This is a genomic window from Micromonospora sp. CPCC 205546, from assembly GCF_036902715.1.
Classification (GTDB): Bacteria; Actinomycetota; Actinomycetes; order Mycobacteriales; family Micromonosporaceae; genus Micromonospora.
In genome coordinates this window covers 114,689-138,173 of sequence record NZ_JBAKHL010000004.1, presented here as the reverse complement: position 1 = coordinate 138,173, position 23,485 = coordinate 114,689, and the positions used below count along the sequence as shown (strand labels likewise).

The 23,485-nt window shown below is 71.5% G+C and carries 22 protein-coding genes, 1 tRNA gene, 1 pseudogene and 1 riboswitch; of the genes and pseudogenes, 11 read left to right on the top strand and 13 right to left on the bottom strand.

The genetic code is table 11. From position 1 onward, the window contains the following. Positions 1-53: 53 nt before the first annotated feature. From V6U77_RS02675 to V6U77_RS02665, 3 genes are all read right to left on the bottom strand, one after another. Positions 54-1,910 carry an acyl-CoA dehydrogenase gene (locus tag V6U77_RS02675; RefSeq protein ID WP_334604502.1) on the bottom strand — a complete coding sequence of 619 codons (1,857 nt, stop codon included), beginning with the start codon at positions 1,908-1,910 and terminating at the stop codon, positions 54-56. A gap of 161 nt (positions 1,911-2,071) precedes the next feature. After that, complete coding sequence (locus V6U77_RS02670; RefSeq protein ID WP_334604501.1) at positions 2,072-3,199, bottom strand: PP2C family protein-serine/threonine phosphatase; 1,128 nt, start codon at positions 3,197-3,199, stop codon at positions 2,072-2,074. A gap of 100 nt (positions 3,200-3,299) precedes the next feature. Then, positions 3,300-3,947, bottom strand: coding sequence for a septal ring lytic transglycosylase RlpA family protein (locus V6U77_RS02665; RefSeq protein ID WP_334604499.1), 648 nt, complete (start codon positions 3,945-3,947; stop codon positions 3,300-3,302). A 211-nt stretch (positions 3,948-4,158) separates the two neighbouring features. On the opposite strand from V6U77_RS02665, the gene V6U77_RS02660 reads away from it, so the two are divergent. Then, positions 4,159-4,707: a phosphoribosyltransferase gene (locus V6U77_RS02660; protein WP_334604498.1), complete on the top strand. Its 549-nt coding sequence runs from the start codon at positions 4,159-4,161 to the stop codon at positions 4,705-4,707. 96 nt (positions 4,708-4,803) lie between these two features. After that, positions 4,804-5,235 (top strand): ASCH domain-containing protein, encoded by a 432-nt coding sequence (locus V6U77_RS02655; RefSeq protein ID WP_334604497.1) that lies wholly within the window; start codon positions 4,804-4,806, stop codon positions 5,233-5,235. A gap of 76 nt (positions 5,236-5,311) precedes the next feature. Here the strand turns inward: V6U77_RS02655 and V6U77_RS02650 are convergent, their stop codons facing one another. Further along, on the bottom strand, positions 5,312-6,193 hold the full coding sequence (locus tag V6U77_RS02650; RefSeq protein WP_334604496.1) for an LLM class flavin-dependent oxidoreductase: 882 nt from the start codon (positions 6,191-6,193) through the stop codon (positions 5,312-5,314). Positions 6,194-6,290: 97 nt separating this feature from the next. On the opposite strand from V6U77_RS02650, the gene V6U77_RS02645 reads away from it, so the two are divergent. Together V6U77_RS02645 and V6U77_RS02640 are read left to right on the top strand one after the other, a co-directional pair. Then, positions 6,291-6,611: a PadR family transcriptional regulator gene (locus V6U77_RS02645; protein WP_334604733.1), complete on the top strand. Its 321-nt coding sequence runs from the start codon at positions 6,291-6,293 to the stop codon at positions 6,609-6,611. Between the two features lie 178 nt (positions 6,612-6,789). Further along, positions 6,790-7,887, top strand: coding sequence for a hypothetical protein (locus V6U77_RS02640; protein WP_334604494.1), 1,098 nt, complete (start codon positions 6,790-6,792; stop codon positions 7,885-7,887). Between the two features lie 130 nt (positions 7,888-8,017). Here V6U77_RS02640 and V6U77_RS02635 read toward each other — a convergent pair whose 3' ends face one another. Beyond that, the gene (locus tag V6U77_RS02635; RefSeq protein ID WP_334604493.1) at positions 8,018-8,440 is read right to left on the bottom strand and encodes a hypothetical protein; all 423 of its coding nucleotides are present in this window, start codon (positions 8,438-8,440) and stop codon (positions 8,018-8,020) included. A gap of 543 nt (positions 8,441-8,983) precedes the next feature. Between V6U77_RS02635 and V6U77_RS02630 the strand changes: the two genes are divergently transcribed. Next, positions 8,984-9,994 (top strand): hypothetical protein, encoded by a 1,011-nt coding sequence (locus V6U77_RS02630; protein ID WP_334604492.1) that lies wholly within the window; start codon positions 8,984-8,986, stop codon positions 9,992-9,994. Between the two features lie 35 nt (positions 9,995-10,029). Here V6U77_RS02630 and V6U77_RS02625 read toward each other — a convergent pair whose 3' ends face one another. After that, the gene (locus V6U77_RS02625; protein ID WP_334604491.1) at positions 10,030-10,809 is read right to left on the bottom strand and encodes a DUF4253 domain-containing protein; all 780 of its coding nucleotides are present in this window, start codon (positions 10,807-10,809) and stop codon (positions 10,030-10,032) included. A gap of 52 nt (positions 10,810-10,861) precedes the next feature. On the opposite strand from V6U77_RS02625, the pseudogene V6U77_RS29995 reads away from it, so the two are divergent. Next, positions 10,862-10,996, top strand: a pseudogene (locus V6U77_RS29995) (nucleotidyltransferase domain-containing protein); the annotation flags it as partial. A gap of 186 nt (positions 10,997-11,182) precedes the next feature. Here V6U77_RS29995 and V6U77_RS02620 read toward each other — a convergent pair. Beyond that, entirely contained in the window at positions 11,183-11,803 is a 621-nt protein-coding gene (locus tag V6U77_RS02620) for an SAM-dependent methyltransferase (RefSeq protein ID WP_334604489.1), read from the bottom strand. 87 nt (positions 11,804-11,890) lie between these two features. Between V6U77_RS02620 and V6U77_RS02615 the strand changes: the two genes are divergently transcribed. Then, positions 11,891-12,196 (top strand): tyrosine-type recombinase/integrase, encoded by a 306-nt coding sequence (locus tag V6U77_RS02615; protein ID WP_334604487.1) that lies wholly within the window; start codon positions 11,891-11,893, stop codon positions 12,194-12,196. Positions 12,197-12,198: 2 nt separating this feature from the next. Here V6U77_RS02615 and V6U77_RS02610 read toward each other — a convergent pair whose 3' ends face one another. Together V6U77_RS02610 and V6U77_RS02605 are read right to left on the bottom strand one after the other, a co-directional pair. Then, positions 12,199-12,450: an e9imm peptide gene (locus V6U77_RS02610; protein WP_334604485.1), complete on the bottom strand. Its 252-nt coding sequence runs from the start codon at positions 12,448-12,450 to the stop codon at positions 12,199-12,201. 114 nt (positions 12,451-12,564) lie between these two features. Next, positions 12,565-12,638: transfer RNA gene (locus tag V6U77_RS02605), tRNA-Gly, on the bottom strand. A gap of 443 nt (positions 12,639-13,081) precedes the next feature. Here V6U77_RS02605 and V6U77_RS02600 point away from each other — a divergent pair. Next, on the top strand, positions 13,082-14,068 hold the full coding sequence (locus tag V6U77_RS02600) for a zinc metalloprotease (RefSeq protein ID WP_334604484.1): 987 nt from the start codon (positions 13,082-13,084) through the stop codon (positions 14,066-14,068). A 147-nt stretch (positions 14,069-14,215) separates the two neighbouring features. On the opposite strand, the gene V6U77_RS02595 is transcribed toward V6U77_RS02600, so the two are convergent. After that, complete coding sequence (locus tag V6U77_RS02595; protein ID WP_334604483.1) at positions 14,216-14,767, bottom strand: pyridoxamine 5'-phosphate oxidase family protein; 552 nt, start codon at positions 14,765-14,767, stop codon at positions 14,216-14,218. Between the two features lie 78 nt (positions 14,768-14,845). Here V6U77_RS02595 and dcd point away from each other — a divergent pair, with 78 nt between their 5' ends. Further along, on the top strand, positions 14,846-15,424 hold the full coding sequence (gene dcd, locus V6U77_RS02590; protein ID WP_334604481.1) for a dCTP deaminase: 579 nt from the start codon (positions 14,846-14,848) through the stop codon (positions 15,422-15,424). A 54-nt stretch (positions 15,425-15,478) separates the two neighbouring features. On the opposite strand, the gene V6U77_RS02585 is transcribed toward dcd, so the two are convergent. Then, positions 15,479-16,519, bottom strand: coding sequence for a C40 family peptidase (locus V6U77_RS02585; RefSeq protein ID WP_334604479.1), 1,041 nt, complete (start codon positions 16,517-16,519; stop codon positions 15,479-15,481). Positions 16,520-16,531: 12 nt separating this feature from the next. Further along, positions 16,532-16,666, bottom strand: a riboswitch (cyclic di-AMP (ydaO/yuaA leader). 238 nt (positions 16,667-16,904) lie between these two features. Here V6U77_RS02585 and V6U77_RS02580 point away from each other — a divergent pair. Then, positions 16,905-18,929 carry an N-acetylmuramoyl-L-alanine amidase gene (locus tag V6U77_RS02580; RefSeq protein ID WP_334604478.1) on the top strand — a complete coding sequence of 675 codons (2,025 nt, stop codon included), beginning with the start codon at positions 16,905-16,907 and terminating at the stop codon, positions 18,927-18,929. Positions 18,930-18,997: 68 nt separating this feature from the next. Here the strand turns inward: V6U77_RS02580 and V6U77_RS02575 are convergent, their stop codons facing one another. Beyond that, complete coding sequence (locus tag V6U77_RS02575) at positions 18,998-19,996, bottom strand: C40 family peptidase (protein WP_334604476.1); 999 nt, start codon at positions 19,994-19,996, stop codon at positions 18,998-19,000. Between the two features lie 295 nt (positions 19,997-20,291). On the opposite strand from V6U77_RS02575, the gene V6U77_RS02570 reads away from it, so the two are divergent. Beyond that, positions 20,292-20,972, top strand: a complete 681-nt coding sequence (locus tag V6U77_RS02570; RefSeq protein WP_334604475.1) for a GOLPH3/VPS74 family protein — start codon at positions 20,292-20,294, stop codon at positions 20,970-20,972. A gap of 60 nt (positions 20,973-21,032) precedes the next feature. On the opposite strand, the gene V6U77_RS02565 is transcribed toward V6U77_RS02570, so the two are convergent. After that, complete coding sequence (locus tag V6U77_RS02565; RefSeq protein ID WP_334604474.1) at positions 21,033-23,234, bottom strand: (Fe-S)-binding protein; 2,202 nt, start codon at positions 23,232-23,234, stop codon at positions 21,033-21,035. Positions 23,235-23,485: the final 251 nt, after the last annotated feature.

The window sequence follows — 23,485 nt, the reverse complement described above, 5'->3', positions numbered from 1 at the left end:
CCGCCGGATCCTCCCCGACGCCACCGCCGCGCCCTGAGGCGCTACGGCGTACCTCAGAAGGCCTCCTCCGGGAGGTCCATGATGTCCAGGTCGGTGCCCTCGACGATCCGCCGGTCGGCGCCAATGCGGGGCAGCACCTCGCGGGCGAAGAACCGGGCCGCGGCCACCTTGCCGGTGTAGAACGCCTTGTCGGCTGCGGAGAGCTCGCCGGCCAGGGCCTTCAACGCCACGTCGGCCTGCTTCTGCAGCAGCCAACCGACGACCAGGTCACCGATCGCCAGCAGGAAGCGGCGGCTGCTCAGGCCGACCTTGTAGAGCGACCGGGTGTCGCCGCCCTGCGCCTCGCCGAGCCAGCCGGTCATCACGCCGACCATGCTCTGGATCTCGGCGAGCGCCTTGCCCAGCGCCTGCCGCTCCTCCTTGAGCTGGCCGTTGCCCGCCTCGGTGGCGATGAACTCCTGGATCTCGCCGGCGACCGCCATCAGGGCCTTGCCGTTGTCCCGGACGATCTTGCGGAAGATGAGGTCGAGGCTCTGGATCGCCGTGGTGCCCTCGTAGAGAGTGTCGATCTTGGCGTCCCGGACGTACTGCTCCAGGGGGTAGTCCTGGAGGAAGCCGGAGCCGCCGAAGGTCTGCAGCGACTCGTGGCCGAGCAGCTCGTACGCCCGCTCCGAGCCGACGCCCTTGACCAGCGGGAGAAGCAGGTCGTTGACCCGCTTGGCGAGCTTGGTCCCCTTCTCGTCGCCCGCAGCCTCGGCGATGGCAACCTTGTCCTGCCAGGTGGCGGTGTAGCAGACCAGGGCGCGCAGGCCCTCGGCGTACGACTTCTGCAGCATCAGCGAACGGCGCACGTCCGGGTGGTGGGTGATCGTGACGCGCGGCGCGGTCTTGTCCGCCATCTGGGTCAGGTCGGCGCCCTGCACCCGGCTCTTGGCGTACTCCAGGGCGTTCAGGTAACCGGTCGAGAGGGTGGCGATGGCCTTGGTGCCGACCATCATCCGGGCGCTCTCGATGATCATGAACATCTGCCGGATGCCCTCGTGCTTCTCGCCCAGCAGCCAGCCCTTGGCCGGTACGCCGTGCTCGCCGAAGGTCAGCTCGCAGGTGTTGGAGACCTTCAGGCCCATCTTGTGCTCGACGTTGGTGGCGAAGACGCCGTTGCGCTCGCCCAACTCGCCGGTGTTCTCGTCGAAGTGGTACTTCGGCACCACGAAGAGGGACAGGCCCTTGGTGCCCGGGCCGCCGACACCCTCGACGCCGACCGGACGGGCCAGCACGTAGTGGACGATGTTGTCGCTCAGGTCGTGCTCGGCGGACGTGATGAAGCGCTTCACGCCCTCGATGTGCCAGGAGCCGTCGGGCTGCGGGATGGCGCGGGCCCGGCCGGCGCCCACGTCCGAGCCGGCGTCCGGCTCGGTGAGCACCATCGTGGAGCCCCACTGCTTGTCGACGAAGAGCTTCGCCCACTTCTTCTGCTGCTCGGTGCCCTCGACCTGCAGCACGTGCGCGAAGGACGGGCCGGAGGCGTACATCCACACGGCGGCGTTGGAGCCGACGATCAGCTCGGCGAGCGACCACACCAGGGCCCGGGGCGCGTTGCTGCCCTCCAGCTCGGTCGGGAGCTCCAGCCGCCAGAACTCGGAGTTCATGTACGCCCGGTAGGACTTCTTGAACGACTCCGGCAGCGGCGCGGTGTGCGTGGCCGGGTCGAAGACCGGCGGGTTGCGGTCGCTGTCCGTGTAGCTGGCGGCCAGGTCCTCGCGGGCGAGGCGGTCGACCTCGGCGAGGATGTCGCGGGCAGTGTCGACGTCCAGGTCCGTGTACGGCTCCTGGTTGAACGCCTGGTCCGCCCCGAAGACCTCGAAGAGGTTGAACTCGAGGTCCCGAAGGTTGCTCTTGTAGTGGGTCATGCTCGCTGGCCCCGCTTCCGGACAGGTGTTACCGATCAGTAACCCCGACTGTATTACCGATGGGTAGGCAGCGACAAGCCGATCTCGAAAGTGACGCCGATTACACACCTCCCGTTCGGGTTGCGAACGGGCCTCTCACGCCCCCTTCGGGGCAGGGCGGATCAGCCCTCGGCCGCGCCGACCTCCCAGCTCGGCACGGCCACCGTCGCGGCGCCGCGCGAGCCCGTGTACTCCATCAGGACCAGGGCGATGTCGTCGTCGAGCCGGCCGTGCACCCACTCGACGAGGGCGGTCTCCAGCGAGGCGAGACCGTCGCCGACGGTGCCGTGCCCGAGCAGCCGCCAGGCCCGGTCGGCGGTCGGGAAGAACTCGCCGTCCCGGCGCGCCTCGCCGAGCCCGTCGGTGAAGAGCAGCAGCCGGTCGCCGGGCTCCAGCCGCTCGACCCGCGGGCGTACCACCGGCATGAAGCCCAGCGGCGGGGCGGGGGCCGGCGGTTCGAGCGGGATGACGGCCCCCCGGCGCAGCAGCAGCGGCGGCGGGTGGCCGCAGTTGACGATGGTGAGCGTGCCGCCCCGCTCCTCGACCAGCGCCGCGGTGACGAAGTCCTCGTCGCCCACGCTGCGGGCCACCGCCCGGTCCAGGTCGGTCACCACGGCCCGCAGGTCCGCCCGCTCGTACGCCACGTGCCGGTACGAGCCCAGCACGATGCTGGCGAGTCGCACCGCGTCGAGGCCCTTGCCCCGCACGTCGCCGATGATCATCCGCACCCCGTACGGCGTGTCGACCGCCTCGTACAGGTCACCGCCGATCTCGGCCGTGGCGGTGGACGAGATGTACCGCGCCGCCACCGAGAGGGTGCCGACCTGTGGACCGAGCGGGCGCAGCACGGCCTGCTGGGCGACCGAGGCGAGCCGGGACAGCTCGGCGATCCGCTCGGCCTGGCGCTGCCGTACGGCTGCCGTGGCCACCGCGATCGCCGTGCCCAGCGCGATGCCCGCGACGGCGACGGTCGTGGGCAGCGCCACGGTCTCCTCGCCGAGCGCGAAGCCGGCGCCGAGGGCCGTGGCGGCCACACCCACGCCGAGCACGATCCGCCACGACGCCAGCGCCGCGGTCAGGAACGGCGCGGCCACCATGAGCGCGATGTAGTTCGCCGGGCGGCCGTCGGCCAGCTCCACGGCCGAGACGATCGCGAGCAGGACGAAGGCCGCGCCGAGGCCGGCGCGGGATCCGGGGCTCAGTGGGCCGGGGCCCGACTGGAAGGGTCGCGTGCGTACGAGGGACAGCATGCCTGATGGACGTGAGCGGGTGAATGAACCTGGCCCGTCGTCCGAGGATGTTCTGCCCACCCGGGCCGGGTCACCGGGCCGATCGCCACCCGACGGGCGCTCAGCCCAGCACCTCATAGCGGACCTCGACGTGCCCGGCGTCGAGCGGGGCGATGTCGGCGAACGCGGCCCGGGACAGGTCCAGGCAGCGCCCGGCGATGAACGGGCCGCGGTCGTTGACGCGTACCGTCACGGACTTGCCGTTGGCCGGGTTGGTGACCCGGACCCTCGTGTCGAACGGCAGGGTCTTGTGCGCGGCGGTCAGCGCCGACGGGTCGAAGTTCTCACCGTTGGCGGTGAGCTGCCCCTCCGAGTAGAACGACGCGCCGCACGAGCCGCTGTCGACCACCGGGCGGGCGGTGCTGCTCTTCTTCGTCGCGCTGGGCTTCGGCGCGGCGGTGCGCGGCTTGCTCCGGGATGGCGCCTGCGCGGACCGGGCGGCCTTCGGGCTGGCGGTCGCGCTCGGGGACGCGCTGGCGCTCGGCGACGCGGTGGCGCTCGGCGGGACGGCCGGCGAGCTGGGGGCGGTGCTGGTCGGCCGGCCGGTGGGCGCGAGGTCGGCCGCTGTCGGCCGGTCGGCCTGCGCGCCCGAGGTCAGCTGGACGGCGCCGACGGTGCCCCCGACGGCGAGGGCGACCCCGACCGCCGCGGTGGCCGCGATGGCGGCCGGCGAGGAGAACATTCGGGTACGGGAGTGCCTGCCAGCCACCGGTGCGGTCCTTTCGTCTTCCGAGCAAATCGGGTCGGACCGTAACGAGAGAAGCACTTCCGAAGTCAACGTGATCACGGGGGTATGACCGTAATTGCGGTGATACGTGTAGCCGATCATCCGATCCGAGGTGGGCCAGGCGGCCGGGTGCGGGCGGCCCGGGTGCGGGGCGGAGTGCCCGCGGGCGGTTCCTGTGGCGCAGGATGGGCCCATGCCCTCCGAGCTGAGCGGACGTCTCGCCGCGCTGGTCAGGTGGATCGATCCCGGCCCGGGCGCCAGCCACCTGGTCAGCGACGTCTCCGGGTGGTGGCGGGACCCGGAGGTCCTCGCCCGGCTGGGACCGGCCCTCGTGGACCCGTTCCGGGCCGCCCGGCCGACGGTGGTCGTCTCGCCGGCGGTCACCGGTTACCTGCTCGGTCCGCTCGCCGCTACGGCGCTCGGCGTCGGCTTCGTGCCGGCACACAAGCCGGGTGACGGCAGGCTGCCCGCCGGCCCGCTGACCTGGGCGCGGAGCCCGCCGGACTTCCGGGGCCGGCGGGTCGACCTGGCCGTACGGGAGCACGGCCTCGACCGGGGCGACCGGGTGCTCGTGGTGGACGACTGGGTCGCCACCGGCGCCCAGATCCGCGCGCTCTACGAGATCTGCGCCGCGCGGGGGGCGCAGCCCGTCGGCACCGCCACGGTCGTGCTCGACTGCCCCCCGGCGGTCGCCGCCGAGCTGCGCGTCCGGGGGCTCGTGGACGGTGCCGACCTCACCTGAGCGGGCTCCCCGTCGACCGGGTGCCTCCGCCGGGCGGACCGGCGGGACGGGACGGAGATGCGGCGGGTGGTCGGCGGCGCCGGTACCGTCGGCAGGATGTGGCCTCGGATCGGTGGACTGCGCACCCTCGCCCTCGGCACCCCCGGTGAGCTGCGCACGCGGCTCAATACCCTGGCGCTCGCCGGCGTGAAGACGGCGACCGCCGGGCTGACCCGCGAGTACGCCGAGGAGGGCGAGGAACTGGAGCACGTCGGCGAGCGGCTGGCCCTCGTCGACGACGAGGACGCGCTGGTCGGCGTCGTGGAGGTCACCGGCGTCGAGGTGGTCCGCTTCGCGGACGTGCCGTGGGACTTCGCCCGATCCGAAGGGGAGGGTGACCGCTCCATCGAGGAGTGGCGCGCGGGTCACGCCGCCTACTGGGCCGGGGTGGGCACCCCCGTCACCGACGACAGCGAGGTCGTCTGCATCCGATTCCGACTGGTCTCCGGCGGCGACGGCGGGATCGCCACCGGAGACCTAGGCACCTGAGGCACGCCGGCTCGACGCGTCCGCCGGCCGGCGGGGCTGACGCCTCCGGCACCACGTACGCGCGGGAGGCGCCCGGTCAGGCGCGACGCAGCTCGGGCAGCAGACCGGTGGCGACGTCCACCAGGACGGCCTCGTCACCGGCGTACCAGCTGCTGGCCCTGGGCCAGTGGGTGACCACGTCGGTGAAGCCGAGGGCGGCGGCCCGGGCGACCTGGTCGGCGAAGAACTCGGCGCTGCGCAGCGAGAAGACCGGCGCGGAGTCGAGCGAGAGATAGCGGTCCAGGGTGCCCGGGTCACGACCGGCCGTCGCGAGCGTCGCGTCCATCCGGGCGGCGGCCCCGGCCACCCCGTCCCACCAGCTCTCCAGCTCCTCCACCGCCGGGCCGGTGGTGACCCAGCCCTCGCCGAAGCGCGCCGCCAGCCGCATCGACCGGGGCCCGTTGGCGGCCATCACGAACGGCACCCGGGGCGCCTGCACGCAGCCCGGGTTGTTCCGGGCGTCCACGGCGGTGAACCACTCCCCGCGCCAGGTGGTGCCGTCCTCGCGGAGGATGAGGTCGAGCAGCTCGGTGAACTCGGCGAACCGGTCGACGCGCTGGCGCGGCGGCAGCGTCTCCCCGCCCAGCACGGCCGAGTCGAAGCCGATCCCGCCGGCACCGAGGCCGAGCAGCAGCCGCCCGCCGGAGACGTCGTCGAGCGCGGTGACCTGCCGGGCGAACGCCGCCGGGTGTCGGAAGTTCGGTGAGGCGACCAGCGTGCCGAGCCGGATCCGGGAGGTCATGGTCGCGGCGGCGGTCAGCGTGGTCACGGAGTCGAACCAGGGCCCGTCGACCAGGTCCCGCCAGCCCAGGTGGTCGTACGTCCAGGCGTGGTCGAAGCCCCACTCGTCCGCCTGCCGCCAGCGGCGTCGCGAGTCGGCCCAGCGCTGGTCGGGAAGGATCACGATGCCAATCCGCATGCTCGCCAGCCTAGGACCGGCACCGTCCCACCGTCGGCCCCGGCACGGGTCTTGACCATATATCGATGATCTGAATATCGTGTCGTCCGTGACCGCGATGCGTGAGCCGACCTTCCTGATCCTGACCGCGCTGGCCGGCGGTCCACGGCACGGTTACGGCATCATCCGGGAGGTCACCGCGCTGTCCGCGCAACGCGTCACCCTGCTGCCGGGCACCCTCTACGCCGCGCTCGACCGGCTGCACGCGCAGGGACTCGTCGCGCCCGACCGCGAGGAGACCGTCGACGGCCGGCTCCGCCGCTACTACCGACTCACCCCGGACGGGATCCGCGCCCTGGACGCCGAGACCGCCCGGCTGCGCCAGCTCACCACCGCCGCCGAGACCCGGCTGCGCGCTCTGCGTCCCGGCACCGCCTGACCGCCGCCGCACCCGCACCACCGCACCCGCACGTCGGCGCACCCGGCATCACGCGCACCCGCAGCACCGGACGCGGGTCGGCACCCCCGCACCGCCTCCCCGCCCCGGAGGACCGGCCCACCATCGTCCGCCTCACTCGCACCGGTCCGCCGGCGCGTACCGATCGGAAGGGACAGCCATGCCGCCCACCGGCGACCCCCTCGCCCGCCGCTACCGGCGGCTGCTGTTCTGCCACCCCCGCGCCTACCGGCGGGCCCGGGCCGACGAGATGGTCGGGGTCCTGCTGGACGCGGCGCCCCCGGGCCGCACCCGGCCCACGGCGCGCGAGGCCGCCGACCTGATCCGGCACGGCCTGCGCTGCCGGCTGGGACGACCGGCCAGCCGTACGGTCGGCGTCTGGGCCACCCTCGCCGCCGTCATCTGCGGCCTGTTCACCGCCGCCCTCGCCACCCGGGCCGCCTGGGAGACCTCTGCTCCGCCGCCCGGCCGGGCCGAGACCGCCGCCGTCTTCGCCGCCGTGCTGCCCGGTCATGACCTCGGCGACGTCGACCTGGCGCCGGCGCTCTTCACCTTCTACAGCCAGCCGCTGACCGTGCGGGCGCTCGACAACCTGCTGCTGGGCGACGGCGGCGAATACCAGCGGAGCGAGGTCGTGGCCGGCACCGCCGGCACGCCCCGGATGTCCGCCGACGAGACGCTCGCGCTGGCACAGCGGCGCCTGCGCGAGACCGGCTGGCAGACGTACGCCCCGACGGTCCACAGCTATCCGGGCTGTGTCGACAAGACGTGCGCCCCCGCCGTCACGATCACCGACACCACCCTGCTCGCCCGGCGCGGCGACACCGTCCTCCAGCTCCATGTCGCCTCCCCGCCCGCGCCCGACGGCAGCAACCTGTCGCTGACCCTGAACCGGTCGGCTCCACCGGCCGTGCTGCCGGCCGGTATCGCCGGCGGCCTGCTCGGAGCGGCCCTCGGCTGGCTGGTCTTCGGGTGGGCCAGCCGACGCACCGAGGCGGCCCACCCCGCCCGGGGAGCCGTCAGCGTCCTGCTCGCGATCACCCTGTTCCTCTGGTGGGCGCCCGTCCTGCTGACCGTCCCGAGCCTGCTCCGGCACCACCGCGCCGAGCCGCACCCGGCGTGGCACCCGCTCTGGGAGTGGCTCGGTCAGCCGGCGGCCTCGCTGCTGTTCGTGGTGGGCGCGGCCAGCGCGCTGCTCGGGCTGGCGCTGGCCGCCGTGCCCCGGCGCACCCCGCTGCCGACGGCCGCCGTCGGCTGATCTCCCGGGACATCGCCCGGGGGCGTGATGGTGGGGGTGGGTGACGATCAGCCCTGGAGGGTGCCGGTCGGCTCCGGCGCTGCGCCGCAGTGCGACAGCAACGACGAAGCCGACCCTGTGCTGATCAGCGCTACACCCTCCGCCGCGCTCGCGGATCGGTACCGAACGTGCGGGCGGCGATCTCCCCAGCCGCGAAGCCACCGATACCGGCGCCCGCAGCGGCCTCCGTGAGGGTGGCACCCTGCAGATAGATCAGCGCGCCGAACGCGGTCACGGCGAAAGCCACGACGATCGTGGGCAGCGGACCGGCGTCGGCGACGATGCGCCGCGCGACCTGGCCGCCGATGAGGGCCAGACCGCCCGCACCGATCAACGATTCCTGCAGGGTGTGCCCGGTCAGCAGGAGTCCGGCAGCACCGCCGAGCACCAGAACGACAGCGGCAACCGCGGTCCAGGTGCCGCTGTCGCGCTGAACCGGCGTGTTCTGACTCGACATCGGGTCGGAGGGCGACAGGTCTTCTGTACCGGCCGGTGGTTCGGCCATGCTCGCCATGTGGGTCCCCTCGGGATCCAGGAGGGGCGTCCACCTCGATCGTGAGCGCGATGCGGTAGACGCCCCTGAGCCTTGCCGACGCGGTTGCGTCAGCACAGAAATGGCACCACGTCCGAGTGGATCTCCAGAAGACGTGCAATTTCCTGGCTGCAGACTTCCCGCCGTCGGACGGACGGATCGGAAGTTCCTCGCAGTTGGACGATCGGGAACTTCGCCTCAGTCTCGTCGCTGACCTGTCAGAACCTCGTTGGCAGCCACCCCAACGCATGATCGAGCCGACCGAATTCACCGCGTCCGGGAGATCTGAGAGACACTCACTTCCGCTTGCCGGGAAGTGGCTGCCTGCCATCCAGCCACCAGCGACTCGTCGGCTTCAAATTCCCCAGAGGATGGATGTTGTCCGTTATGCGCTGATCGATGCACCCAAACATTTCCTTGTGGCCGGAAGTTGACTGCCTTCACCCGGATCGCCCCTGTAAACATACGGTCGTGAACCCCCTGAGGCAGCCCGCAAACCCTTTGAGCAAGGCGCTCCGTGAGCTCATGGAGAGTCGACACGGCAAGGGGTACGGCTCGATGCGGCGCCTGGCGGACAAGGTCCAGGAAGCCACCAAGAGGCCAGACCCGTACAAGCTGATCAGTCGCCAGCTCGATGGCAGGCCCAAATGGCAGCTCGTTGAATGGGTTCTCGATCACTGCGCCCCGGATGACGCCGAAGAAGGTTGGCGCGAGCGCCAGGTCGAACGCCTTGCCGGCATCTACTACTCGGTGCACCGGGAAAGACCGCCCCGCTACACCGGCAAGGTGATTGTCGACGGGGCGACGGTGGAAGACGCGATCTCCTCACCGGAAGAGGCTCGTGACCCCACCACTCGCGTCATCCTGCTGCAGGAGGAAATCGCACGGCTCCAGGAGAGCTTCGCACGCGGTGAGGAGTTCTCCGCGCGGCTTCGTGAGCAACTTGCCAGCCTTCAGGGCCAGCTCGACTCACTTCAGAAGGACTACGCCACCCTTCAGTCGGCTCACGACCTCATCCGTCAGACGAAGCAGGAACTCGACGGGCTGGTCGCCACGCTCCAGAAGCGCGTCCGTACCGCCGAAGAGACTGCTGAGTCGCTTGAGCGACGCGTACGCAGCGCACATGAAGAGGCGAACTACAGCCAGGCGGCTCTTGAGCAGAAGAAGCGCGAGTACGAGGAACTCGAGCAGCGCGAGTTCAAGACCCGTGTGGATCTCGCCGAAGCACGCGACGTCGCTGACGAGCGCTACCACGAACTCGATCGCCACCGGCAGGAGTCCGACGAAGCTCAGCACCGACTCCGCAACCAGATCATCAACCTGCAGCGGGACGTCATCGAGCTCCGCGAGCGGTTCCAGGGGCTCGACTCCCGGACGTCGTACCCGCCACCGCCCTCACCCCGACCTCCCGTAGCCGATCCTCCGACCTCCTCCCAGCCTTCTGTGGCCGAGTCACAGCAGCCTCCACAGTCGGGTCAAGGTGGCCAGCGGGGACCTGAGTACGACTGGATGCGTGACGACGGCCTCTTCACCTGACGACAGGACGCGCCGGATCTCCACCGTGGTGGGTGTCAGTCCCACCAAAACGACCAGGAGGGCATGCCGACGATCTGCTCGGCGTAGGCGGCCACAGATCCGGCGCCCTGCCAGACGTTGTCGGGGCAGAAGGCGAAGTGCTCGGCCGCGACCGCCAGGGCGTGCCCGATGGACTTCGGCGGCGCGGCGACACTGAGGTGCAGGGTGGCGAAGCCGACGCCGACCACCCGTATGCCGAACCGGTCCTCCCAGCTCCGCAGCACCGCCGAGATCTCCCCGGCGTCGCCGGTGTGGTTCATCGGGCCGGACCACCCCACCACGGCGAGGGTGTCCGCGCTGCGGACAGCCGGCACGAGCCCGAGGCGCGTCCGCGCGTCCGCCAGGAAACCCACGCACTCGTCGGCGAGCGCGTCGGGGCGTTCCGCCTGGTCGCCGGGCACGGCCAGGCCGGGCCAGTTCCGACCGAACGGGGCGGTGGCGGCCAGCGTCTCCTCCTCGTCGGCCGTCGTGCAGCCGGCCCACCACCGCGCCAGCAGCTCCGCCGCGTCGTGGCGCTCCGGCGACGACATGTCGGCCGGAGACACCTCCCCGTCGACCCACGGGCGGCTCTCGTCGCTCGACAACCCGCTGAGCAGCAACGGCCAGAGCCCGGACCCCGGGTGCCGCGACCGCATCCGCGCCCACAGTTCCGGATCGGCCGGGGCGTCGCTCAGCCAGTACGGCGGCGGCCCGCCGTCCTCCGGCTCGACCATGCGGCCGGGCGGCAGCGTCGCGGGCGGTAGGGAACTCAGCAACTGGGAGAGGTTCGCAATCACGGCGGGAGCGTAGGCGGACCGTACGACCGATCGGCGGTCCTTCCGCGGTCGGGTGCCGGGCGTGGATCGGCGGCGGCACCTTCCGCTGGCCGAGGGGCTGCTTCACACCGGCACCATCGCCGGCCGTCGGGTCGCCTGCATCTCGGTGGCACAGCAACTGCTGTTCAACACCGGCTACGAGCCGCGCGACGTGGACGCGCGGACCTGGCCCGGCTGCACCGTCTCGCCGGGAGCCTCCCGCCCGACGACGACCGGCACCGCTGAGGCGACGGGCCGCTCGGCCGGACGGTCCAGCCTGCGAACGCGGAGGCCACCGACGTGGCGGGCCGTTCCGGCACTCAGGCCGCATCGACGTGGCGGAGCGTCCCGGGGGTCAGGCCGGCGTCAGGATCAGCCAGCCGAAGCCGACGACGTCGCGGTAGCCGTTGAGATACTCGTCGCGCCGCTCGTCGACGAACGCGCGCGCCTGCGGCGTGCCGAGACGTTCGATGCCCGCACGCCAGTCGGACTCGAAGTCGTCCCACTCGGCGAGGGTGGACACGGCGATGTGCAGCGGACGGAATCCCGCGTCCACGGCAAGCCGGGCCAGGGTCCCCAGATCGGGCAGGTCGCCGAAGATGTCGCGGACCCGGTCGTCGGGACTGGCCTGGTAGAAGCCGTCGGCGAAGAGCAGTTTCCCGCCGGGCGCGGTGAGCCGGTGCAGCGCGGCGAGGGCACTCGCCGTGACGCCCCAGATGTGGCCGGCCCCGACGTTGACGACGAGGTCGGCTGGCCGGTCCCAGCCGACGGCGTCCGCGCTGTGGAACGTGACCCGCCCGGAGATCCCCCGCTCCGTCGCGCGCTGCCGGGCCGGTTCACCGTCGCGCTCGACCCCGTCGCCAGCGATGCCGTGGGCCTCGCAGAGCCGCAGGAGCAACTCGCCGTTGCCGCAGCCCAGGTCGAGTGCTCGCCAGCCCGGCTCGGTGGGGGCCAGCCGCCGGACCAGGTCCGCCACCCATCGTCGCCGGCCGGCCCGGCCGATGCCGGCCGGAGGTCGCCAGCAGGCCGGGGCCGGGCCGGCGCGGCCCGCTTGCGGGCCGCCTTGAAGGCTGCCGTCGGGCGGATCGGGCAACCGCATCTGCACTTTCACGACCTGCGACACACCGGTAACACTCTCGCCGCGCGGACCGGGGCGAGCACCCGCGATCTGATGGGGCGGATGGGGCACGACTCATCCCAGGCCGCATTGATCTATCAGCACGCCACGGCTGAGGCGGATCGGGCCATCGCCAAGGCGTTGAACGAGGCGGTGCGCGCCGACCGCAAGAAGCTCAAGAAGCCGGAGAGCAAAGGCAAGCGGAAAGACAGGGCTGGCAAGAAAGTTAGCAAGGAGCACGGCGACAGGTGAAGCTAGGTGGTCGACGGCTCTGTCCATGGTGTAGTCCGCATCGCGATCGGCTCATAGGCGCTGGCTCGGTCGACAATCTCGGCCGGCGTCAACTCCGGCACAACCGTGAAGATCAGATCCGAGATATCCAGATAGCCCAGGTCGCGTTCGAGCCGGTCCAGCCAGTCGTTGAGCTCGGCGTTGTCCGCGTAGTCGAGCCGCATGATCCGCTCAACGAGGTGGATCGCCTCGTCTCGGGTCAGCTTCGCAGGCAAACCGCCCTCCTCCGACCGGAGCTAATGGCACGCCAATGGCACGCGGCATGATCCTTGACCCTGGAGAATCGAAGGCCCTGGCTGGGACTCGCGTCCTGACCAGGGCCTTTCGCGTGGAGCGGGTGACGGGAATCGAACCCGCACTGTCAGCTTGGGAAGCTGATGTTCTGCCATTGAACTACACCCGCAGGCGGCACCACTGTACCTGAGTCGTCACGCCGGTGCACCCAGGTACCCCTCCGACACCACCCGACGTTGCGATCTTGGCAGCGAACGGCCCTCATGGGGGCCTCAATTCACCAAGATCGCGCCGCGCCACCGCTCGCCGCGCCACCGCTCGCCGCGCCACTGCTCGCCGGGCCACCGCTCGCCGCGCCACCGTCAGCCGTCAGCCGTCAACCGCCCGGGTGGGACCGACGAGCCCGATCCGCGCGCCCCGGTCCGAGCCCCCGGGGCTGCGAGTCGCATCCCCGTCGCCGTACGGCGGTCACGGAACGCTGCCGCCGGGAAAAAGTTCCACCACGGCAACATATGGGCGTTCTCAAATCTCTCGATGGGTTGTAACGTCTGCCCAACGTTTCAGCCACGGCGTGAGACACCTCCTGTCGCGCCGCCAGAAAGAGGTGGGCCCATGGGACTCCGTCCCAACCTGCTGACCCGGCGCACGGCCGGCGTCGCGTCGACGACCCTCGCGCTGCTGCTCAGCACCGCCGCCGTGGGCGTCGTACCGGCCGCTTCGGCCATCTCCGCCGCCCCGGCCGAGGTCTGCGTCGAGCCGGCCGACGTCCACTCCGACGCCCGCGTCAAGCCGGGCGGCGGGGCCATGCACGAGCCGAACGAGCTGACCCTCGCGGAGACCCGCGAACGCGAGGCCGACCTGGCCGCCGCGCTGCGCGAGCGGGCGCGGTTCCGGGCCGGCGCCGGCGCCTCCACGATGGCCGCCGCCGTCACCATCCCCGTGGTGGTGCACGTGATCCAGGAGAACAGCACCCGGGCCGGCGGCAACATCCCCGATTCCATGATCAACTCGCAGATCAGCGTGTTGAACCAGTCGTTCAGCGGGGCGACCGGCGGCGCGGCAACCGCGTTCAGCTTCCAGCTCCAGAAGATCAACCGGGTCACGAACCCGTCCTGGTACCCGATCGTGCAGGGCTCCTCGGCGGAGCGGTCGATGAAGACCTCGCTGCGTACGGGCGGGAAGAACACCCTCAACATCTATCTGGGCGAGCTGAGCGACAGCCTGCTCGGCTGGGCGACCTTCCCGACCCGGAAGCTCAGCAGCACGGACGGCGTCGTCGTGCTGAACGAGTCGCTGCCGGGCGGCACCTCGACCAACTACAACCAGGGCGACACGGGTACCCACGAGGTCGGCCACTGGCTGAACCTCTACCACACCTTCCAGGGCGGCTGCTCCGGCTCGGGCGACAGCGTCAGCGACACCGCGGCCGAGGCGTCGCCGGCCTCCGGCTGCCCCACCGGGCGGGACACCTGCACCGCCCCGGGCGTCGACCCGATCACCAACTTCATGGACTACAGCTACGACTCCTGCATGTACCAGTTCACCGCCGGGCAGGCCAGCCGCATGCTGACCGCCTGGAACGCCTACCGCGCGGCGTAGTTCCTCCGCACGATCCCTCGGTGCCGGCCCCGCTCGAACGGGCCCGGCCCCTGCGTCTGCACGGCCCGACGGGCGGCCACGGGGGTGGGGCGGTGGTCACGGTGTGACGCCCCGGGCGGGGACGGTGCCGGGGCGCCACACCGCGTCTCAGGCGGCCGAGCGGGCGGCGCGGCTGCCGACGCACCCCGACCGCGCCTCGGGCACCACGGCGGTGCCCGCGGCGGCCGCACGGGGATCGAGCCACACCTGCACGGCGGGCCGACCGTGCCACTCGCCGGCGCCGCCCGGGACGCCGGCCTCGCGACGGGCCAGCATCGCCACGTCCACGGTGAACTCGAAGACCTGCCAGTCGACCTGCGGCGCGGCCCGGTGGCTGTGGGCCAGCCGGGCGACCCGGGCCGGGTCGGTCACCGGCCGGGCGTGACCGGCGACGTAGGCCTCGTCGTCGCTCTCCTCCGGCGGGAAGGAGTGCAGCGCGTAGCGGCCGTCGCGCTCCAGGTCGCGCCGCTTGGGCGAGTCGACGACGAAGCAGAAGAGCCCCTCGTCGGTGATCACCGGGGAGACCGGGTGCACCCGGGGCCCACCGTCGGCGCGGACGGTGGCCAGGTAGCCGAAGCCCGGCCCGTACTGCTGCATGAGAAGGCGGATCCCATCGGCGAGGCGGGGCTCGTCGGCGGCGAATTCGGACCAGGAAGCCATGCGGGCATTCTATCGAACAATTGTACGAACACGCACTCCGACACGCAGGTCACGCGCGTGGCTCGCTAAGGTGTGCGGATGCTGCTCTCCGACCGCGACCTGGCCCGCGAGATCGAGGCGGGAACGCTCGCGCTGGAGCCGTTCGAGCCGGCGCTGGTGCAGCCCTCCAGCATCGACGTACGCCTGGACAAGCTCTTCCGGGTCTTCAACAACCACCTCTACACCCACATCGACCCCGCCCAGCAGCAGGACGACCTGACGTCGATGGTCGAGGTGCCGGCGGGTGAGCCCTACGTGCTGCACCCCGGCGAGTTCGTGCTCGCCTCGACGCTGGAGGTCATCTCGCTCGGCGACCAGCTCGCCGGGCGGCTGGAGGGGAAGAGCTCACTGGGCCGCCTCGGCCTGCTCACCCACTCCACTGCGGGGTTCATCGACCCGGGCTTCTCCGGTCACGTCACCCTCGAACTCTCCAACGTGGCCAACCTGCCGATCACCCTCTGGCCGGGCATGAAGATCGGTCAGCTCTGCATCTTCCGGCTCTCGTCGCCGGCGCAGCACCCGTACGGCTCGGCCGTCTACGGCTCCCGTTACCAGGGGCAGCGCGGGCCGACCCCGAGCCGCTCCTGGCAGCACTGGCGCACCTGGCCGACGCGCTGACCCGCTCCCGGGCGTGAAGGAGGGCCCCGCCGTCGAAGGGCCCTCCTCGGCACCTCAGCCGGGCCGGCCGTAGCTGTGGATCGGGCCGTCGTCGACCTTCTTCATCCTGATCGGCACCCCGGCGCGGGAGGCGTGCACCACCCACCCCCCGCCGACGTACATGCCGACGTGGTGCAGGTCGCTGTAGTAGAAGACGAGGTCGCCCGGGCGCAGCTCGCCCCGGCTGACGGACGCGGTCGCCCGCCGCTGCTGCGCGGCGTTGTGCGGCAGCGAGACCCCGGCCTTCGCCCAGGCGGCGAGCATCAGGCCGGAGCAGTCGTACGAGTTCGGCCCCTCGGCGCCCCAGACGTAGGGCTTGCCGATCTGGGCGCAGGCGAACTTCACGGCGGTGCCGGCCCCGCCGCCGGGGTAGCTGGCCGGGCAGGGCGCGGGGCGCAGCGGCCCGCCACCGCCGTTGCCGTAGACCCGCAGCCGCAGCTTCTGCAACCGGTCGATCTCGGCGTTGATCTGCTTCTTCTTCGCCGCGAGCTGGGCCTCGGTGCGGCTGAGCTGGACGACCATCTCGTCCAGCGGCGCCTTCTTCGCGGCCAGCCGGTCGCGCAGCTCGGCGACCTGCCGCACGTCCTGCTGCTGGTGCTGGGCGAACCGGTCGAGCAGTTCGAGCTGCCCGAGCATCTCGCTCGGCGAGCGGCTGCCCAGCAGGGCGTTGACGGCGGAGACGTTCTCGCCCTTGTAGGCGCGGGCGGCCAGCGCGCCCACCTTCTCCATCGCCTGGTCGACCTGCTTCTCCAGCGGCCCGATCTGCGCGGCGAGCGCGTCGGCCTGCTTCCGCCTGGCGGCCAGGTCCTGCCGGGTGGCGTTGTGCCGTTCGATGATCGGCTCGAGCTTGTTCCAGTCCTCGTCGATCTGCCGCTCGATCTCGGCGACCGTCGGTTCGGCGTGGACCGCCGTGGCTCCGCCGGTCAGGACGACGGCGAACGCGGCGAGGGCGGCGAGGGCGGTGGTGCAGCGGTTCCAGCGTGGGCGCGGCGCAGCCGTCGTCGGGTCGGCGAGGGCCGACCGGTCCGACGGTGGCCGCGGGGCATGGTGTGCCACCGGGCTCAGTACTCCTTCTTCCGTACCGCCTACCGGGTTAGCTGACGGGTTCGGGCGGGAAGGGACGCCCTACCGCAGGGACTGCGGATTCACCCCGGGGTACCTGGGTCCCCGGCTCGCTCGCGAGCGACTCGGCGGTGTCGGACCGTCACCGCCCTGGTTGGACGGATTGTCACCGGCCGACGAATGACCAGAGTAGAGACGACCGTTATCTATCCGCAACCCTGGGCGCGGTGACACTCCGTACTCATCCACGTCGGGCGGATCCGCAACCCGGGCAACGAAGATTTCCTTCCTCGTGAAGTGTCTGACGGAAAGGTATTGACCAGAGGCGGCGAACGGGGCGAAGGTGACCCCACCTTTGCCCGCCCGAACTGGGGGTCTGATGCACCTGTCAGCGACATCGAGGAGCAGACGCGTCCTGCTGGCCGCCGCCGTGGCCGCCGCCCTGGCGGCGACGCCGCTCACCGCCGCAGGACCCGCCGCCGCAGCAGCGTCGGCGACCGACCGGCAGCAGCAGTACGCCGCCGCCGCGGCCGAGTACGGCGTGCCGGAGAGCGTCCTGCTCGGGGTCTCCTACCTGCAGTCCCGCTGGGACACCAACGCCGGCACGCCGAGCACCAGCGGCGGCTACGGACCGATGCACCTCACCGACGCCGAGCACGTCGCCGCCCTCTCCGGCGGCACCCACCACGACGAGGGCACCGAGGACCCGCGCGGCGACGACTCCCGCCCGTCCCTGGCCGAGGCCCACGAGCCGCCGGCCACCGCGCCGCCGGCCGAGGCCGCGCTGCGGACCGTCGACGCCGCCGCCGAACTGACGGGTGCCAGCGAGGAGTCGCTGCGGACGGACGTCGCGGCGAACATCCGGGGCGGCGCGGCGCTGCTGGCCGCGTACCAGAAGGAGATCGGCGCCCCCGTCGGCGCCGGCACCGACCCGGCGGCCTGGTACGGCGCGGTGGCCCGGTACTCCGGCGCGGACAGCGCCGACGCCGCGGCGGCCTTCGCCAACGAGGTGTACGCCACCATCGCCACCGGCGACAGCCGGCTGACCGACGACGGGCAGCGGGTCACGCTGGCCGGCAGCGCGGTCCAGCCGCAACGCTCCTGGCTCGACCGGCTGCGCCTGCGCAAGCTCACCCGGCCCGACGGGCTGGAGTGCCCGAGCGACATCTCCTGCGAGTGGATCCCGGCGCCGTACGAGAACTACGGCCCCACCCTGGGCGACTACGGCAACCACGACCTGGGGAACCGTCCCACCCAGCAGAAGATCGAGTACATCGTCATCCACGACACCGAGGGCTACTTCGGTCCCAGCGTCAACCTGGTCAAGGACCCGAAGCGGGTGGGCTGGCACTACACCCTGCGCTCGGTGGACGGGCACATCGCCCAGCACATCAAGACCAAGAACGTCGGCTGGCACGCCGGCAACTGGTACGTGAACGCCAAGTCCATCGGCCTGGAGCACGAGGGCTTCGCCGGTCACGGCACCTGGTACACCGAGGCGATGTACCGCACCTCCGCCAAGCTGGTCCGCCACCTGGCGCGGGCGTACAACATCCCGCTGGACCGCAACCACATCATCGGGCACGACAACGTCCCCGGCACCGTCGCCGCGAACGTGCGCGGCATGCACTGGGACCCGGGACCGTACTGGAACTGGTCGCACTACTTCGACCTGCTCAAGGCGCCGTTCAGGTCGACCGGTACGCACCGCACCGGGCTGGTCACCATCGACCCGGACTTCGCCACCAACCAGCCGCCGTTCACCGGCTGCAACCGGCAGCCCCCGGGCGTGCCGAACCCGCCCCCGGCGACCGCCCCCTGCCCGCTGCGCGGCTCCTCGGCGCTGTTCCTGCACAACGCGCCGAGCCACGACGCGCCGCTGGTCAACGACATCGCGCTGCGGCCCGACGGCACCCCGAACACCACGTACGTCTCCGACCACGGCGCCCGGGTCTCGGCCGGACAGACGTACGCCCTGGCCGAGGTGCAGGGCGACTGGACCGCGATCTGGTACCTCGGCCAGAAGGCGTGGTTCCACAACCCCGCCGCCAAGCCGACGGCGAAGTGGTCCGTCGGTTTCGTGGTGACCCCGAAGGCCGGTAAGGCCACCATCCCGGTGTACGGCCGCGCCTACCCGGAGCAGGCCGCATACCCGGAGGGCGTGCCGTACCAGGCGATCTCGCCGCTGCAGTACACCCTCTCGGCCGGCCAGCGGTACGCCGTCGGCAACCTGCTCCCCGGCGAGTACTACCGGGCCACCACGTTCGACGGCTCGGCCCCCCACGACCAGACGGTCGTCCGGGGCGACAACCGGTACGTGCAGGTCCAGTTCGGTCACCGGATCATGTACGTCAACCTGGACGACGTGAACCTGGTGCCCTCCCCGCTGGGCGCGCCCCGCTGATCCCACCGCACGACGACAGGGCCCCCGGTCGATCCGACCGGGGGCCCTTCCGTTGCGTGTGCGAGGGATCAGCCGGGCCGGCGGAACCCGGCCACCGGCATCGTGTTGATGCTGGAGACGTTGACCGGCTTGCCGGCCCGGGGAGCGTGCACCATCTTATCGTTGCCGAGGTAGAGGCCGACGTGGCTCAGGTCGGCCTTGAAGAAGACCAGGTCGCCGGGGCGCGCCTCGGAGCGTGGAATGGCCTTGCCCTCTCTCCACTGCGCACCCGTGAAGTGCGTCAGGTGGATCCCCGCCGCCTTGTAGGCGTACTGGGTCAGACCGGAGCAGTCGAACGAGTTCGGGCCGGTGGCACCCCAGACGTACGGGTCGCCGACCTGCGCGCAGGCGGTCCGGATCGCGGTCCGGGCCGCGTCGCTGACCACGCCGTTGATGGTCGGGCACTTCTCCGTCTTGACGGTGGTCACCGGCAGCGACGCCTCGAGCTTCTTGATGTCGGCGTCGATCTGCTTCTTCTTCGCCGCCAGGTCTGCCTGCTGCTTCGTCTGGGTGGCGATGAGCGTGTCGAGCTTCTGCTTCTCCGCGTCGTACTTCTCGCGGACCCTGGTCACGCCCTCGAGCTGCTTGCGCTCCTGCGCGGCCAGTCGGTCCAGCAGCGTCAGCTGCTCGGTCAGCGTGTCCGGCTTGGCACTGACCAGCAGCGCGCCGATCTCCTGGGACGGGCCGGAGATGTAGTAGCGGGAGGCGAGGTCGCCGACCCGGTCCATCGCCAGCTCGCTCTCCAACGCCAGGGGCTGGATCTTCTTCTGCAGGTCCTCCGACTTCTTGCGGTTGACCTTCAGCTGCGCCCGCACCTTGTTGTACTGCTCGATCGTGGGCTCGAGCTGCTCCCACTTCTTGTCGATCGCGGCCTCGATCTCGTCGACCGAGGGCTCGGCGTGGGCGGGCGCGGCCAGCATGCCGGCGCCGACCGCCGCCGCGGCGACCAGGGTGAGCAGACGGTGGGCGGCCCTGCGCAGGCCACCCGGACGAGCGGACCGTCCCGGTGCGTGACGATGAGGGGGCATGGTTGCCACCGGCACCGACTCCTTTTGCAACCCGGCCGCTTGGCGCCTCGCGCGAGGGAAGAGGGGCGAGACAGACGACCTACAGCGGCCGGTGCCCAACATTAGGGAAGGCCGGCAGCGGAATCAAGGCGACCGGGGCGCACTTCACGCCTGCGCAACTGCTTGCGTACCAAGGGTATCGGCCCATCCGACAACCATCGTGCTCGATGCACCTCGCGGGGACGACCACGCCGCGGACGGCGGCCGATGACGGGCCCGACCTGCCCGGCTCGCCAGTCCCGGCTACCGTCGGGACATGGCCCCGCTGACCCTTGCCCACGAACTCGCCCTGCTCGGTTACGACGACGCGGGCGTCAACCAGCTCGGCCAGCCCACGCTGGGCTACGGGCTGGCCGGCGCCCTGCTGCTGGAACTGGCGCTCGCGGGCCGGGTCGAGATCGTCGACGACCGGCTGGTGGTGACCGATCCGACCCCCGTCGGGCAGCGGCAGCTCGACGACGCGCTGAGCCGGATCGCCGCCGACGAGAAGCGGCGCAAGCCGGGCGACTGGATCAGTCGGCTCGCCAAGGACCTGCCCGAGCAGGTGCTGGACGGGCTGGTCACCGCCGGCGTGCTGCGCCGCGACTCCGACAAGGTGCTGTGGTTCTTCCCGCGTACCCGCTATCCGTCCTCCACCGGGGCGGAGCCGGCGGTGGAGACGCAGGCCCGGCAGCGGATGGTCGCCGCCATCGCCGCCGACGGCCCGGTGGACGCGCGCACGGCCGCGCTCATCGGTCTCGCGCGGGCCGTCGGCCTGGACCGCAAGCTCTTCGCGGAGCTGCCGAAACAGCACGTCAAGCGGCGGCTGACCGAGATCGCCGCCGACGACTGGGCGTCCGCCGCCACGAGGAAGGCCATCGAGGAGACCCAGGCCGCCGTGCTGATGGCCACCACCACGGCGGCCACGGTCGCCATCGTGACCAGCACGACCTCCTGAACGACGACGGCGGCGGCCCCGCAAGGGTGCCGCCGCCGTCGGGCGTCGCAGAGGTACGCGTCAGCCGGCGACCGGCAGCCGCTCGGTGTCGGTGCCGCCCGGCGCCTGCTCGGGCTTCACCGACCGGAGCAGCACGCTGGCCACGTCGACCACCTCGACCTGCTCGCCGGCCTCCTTGCCGTTCACGCCGTCGTTGAGCATGGTCGAGCAGAACGGGCAGCCGACGGCGACGGTCCTCGCCCCGGTGGCCATGGCCTCCTCGACGCGGTCCACGTTGATCCGCTTGCCGATCTTCTCCTCCATCCACATCCGGGCGCCGCCGGCGCCGCAGCAGAAGGAGCGCTCGCTGTTGCGGGGCATCTCGGTCAGCTCGCCGGCGATGGCCGTGCCCAGCACCTCACGCGGCGGGGCGAAGACGCGGTTGTGCCGGCCCAGGTAGCAGGGATCGTGGTAGGTGACGCCGCCGTCGACCGGCTGCACCGGCGTGAGCTTGCCGGTGGCGACCAGGTGCGCCAGGAGCTGGGTGTGGTGGACCACCTCGAACTCGCCGCCGAGCTGGCCGTACTCGTTACCCAGGGTGTTGAAGCAGTGCGGGCAGGTGGCGACGATCTTCCGCTTGCTCTTCTCCCGGCCCTCGAACGCCTCGTTGAGGGTCTCGACGTTCTGCTGGGCGAGCATCTGGAAGACGAACTCGTTGCCGATCCGGCGGGCCGGGTCGCCGGAGCAGGTCTCGCCCTCACCGAGGATCGCGAACTTCACGCCCGCCTCGTTGAGCAGCGTGGCGACCGCCCGGGTGGTCTTCTTGGCCCGGTCCTCGAACGCGCCGGCGCAGCCGACCCAGAAGAGGTACTCGAAGTCGTCGACCTCGCCGACGCGCGGCACCTCGAAGTCCAGGCCCTTGGTCCAGTCCTCGCGGGTGTTCTGCGGGGCGCCCCACGGGTTGCCCTTGTTCTCCAGGTTGCGCAGCATCACGCCGGCCTCGGACGGGAAGCTCGACTCGATGAGCACCTGGTAGCGGCGCATGTCGACGATGTGGTCGACGTGCTCGATGTCGACCGGGCACTGCTCGACGCAGGCGCCGCAGGTGGTGCAGGACCAGAGCACGTCCGGGTCGATGACGCCGCCCTCCTCGGCGGTGCCGATCAGCGGCCTCTCGGCCTCGGCCAGCGCCAGCACGTCCATGTGGGCGAGCTGGGCGGCGGTGGCCTTCTCCTCGCCGGTCAGGTCCTTGCCCCCGCCGGCCAGCAGGTAAGGAGCCTTGGCGTACGCGTGGTCGCGCAGGCTCAGCACCAGCAGCTTCGGCGACAGCGGCTTGGCGGTGTTCCAGGCCGGGCACTGCGACTGGCAGCGCCCGCACTCGGTGCAGGTGCTGAAGTCCAGCAGGCCCTTCCAGGTGAACTGCTCCACCTGGGCGACGCCGAACTGGTCGGACTCCGGGTCGGCCTCCTCGAAGTCCAGCGGCTTGCCCTGGCTGGTCATGGGGCGCAGCGCGCCGAGGCCGGAGACGTTGGCGCCGGGGTCGCGCTTGAAGAAGATGTTGAAGAAGGCCAGGAAGCGGTGCCAGGCGACGCCCATCGTGACGTTCAGCGCGATCACGATCAGCCAGGTCATCGAAATGGCGATCTTGACGAGCGCGGCGAGGCTGACGCCGGCCTCCCAGTTCGGCAGCAGTCCGCCGACGGCGTGGCTGAGCGGGGTGGCCCAGACCGGGTACTCGAAGTGGTCGGTGGCGACCTTGAAGCCCCGGATGACGAAGCCCATGATCAGTACGGCGAGGATGATGCCCTCGACGAAGTAGCCCTGCCACATGGTCGAGCCGGTGAACCGCGACTTCCCGCCCGGCCGGGTGGGCCGGTTACGCAGCCGGATCGCGATCAGCACCAGGATGCTGACGATGCCGAGGATCGCCAGCCACTCGGTGACCAGCCCGTAGATCGCCCAGTCGCCGACCAGCGGCAGCCCGCCGGTGGGGGTGACGACCTCGAAGTACGCCTCCAGCACCAGCAGCGACAGCACGACGAAGCCGACCATCACGAACCAGTGCGCCGCGCCCACGACGCTCCAGCGGAGCATGCGGGTGTGGCCGGCGGTCTCGGCCAGCATGGTCTTCGTACGGGTGCCCTTGTCACCGAAGCGGGTCGGGTCCGGCTGACCCAGCCGGATGACGGCCACCATCTTCATGACCGCGCGTGCCGCAAGCCACACCGCCACGGCGGTGATGGCGAACGCGAGGATCGTGGTGACGATCTGGACGCTGCCCATCGAGTTGGCCTCCCGGTCTGCTGCCTGTCGAGCGGCTCGGCGACCGGGGCCGGGTCAGGGCGCGATCGGCGAGCCGCAGCTGCCGCACCCTCGACCGGACCGGTCGATGACCTCGCTCCGCTCGGTCATGCAGTGCAGCCTACGCGCAAGGTTACCCAGCAGTAACGTGAGTCTTCTCGCACTCCGGCCGCGCCGCCCTGCGCACACCATAGGACGCAGGCACCGCAACCGCCGGGTAGGGGCTCCTCCGA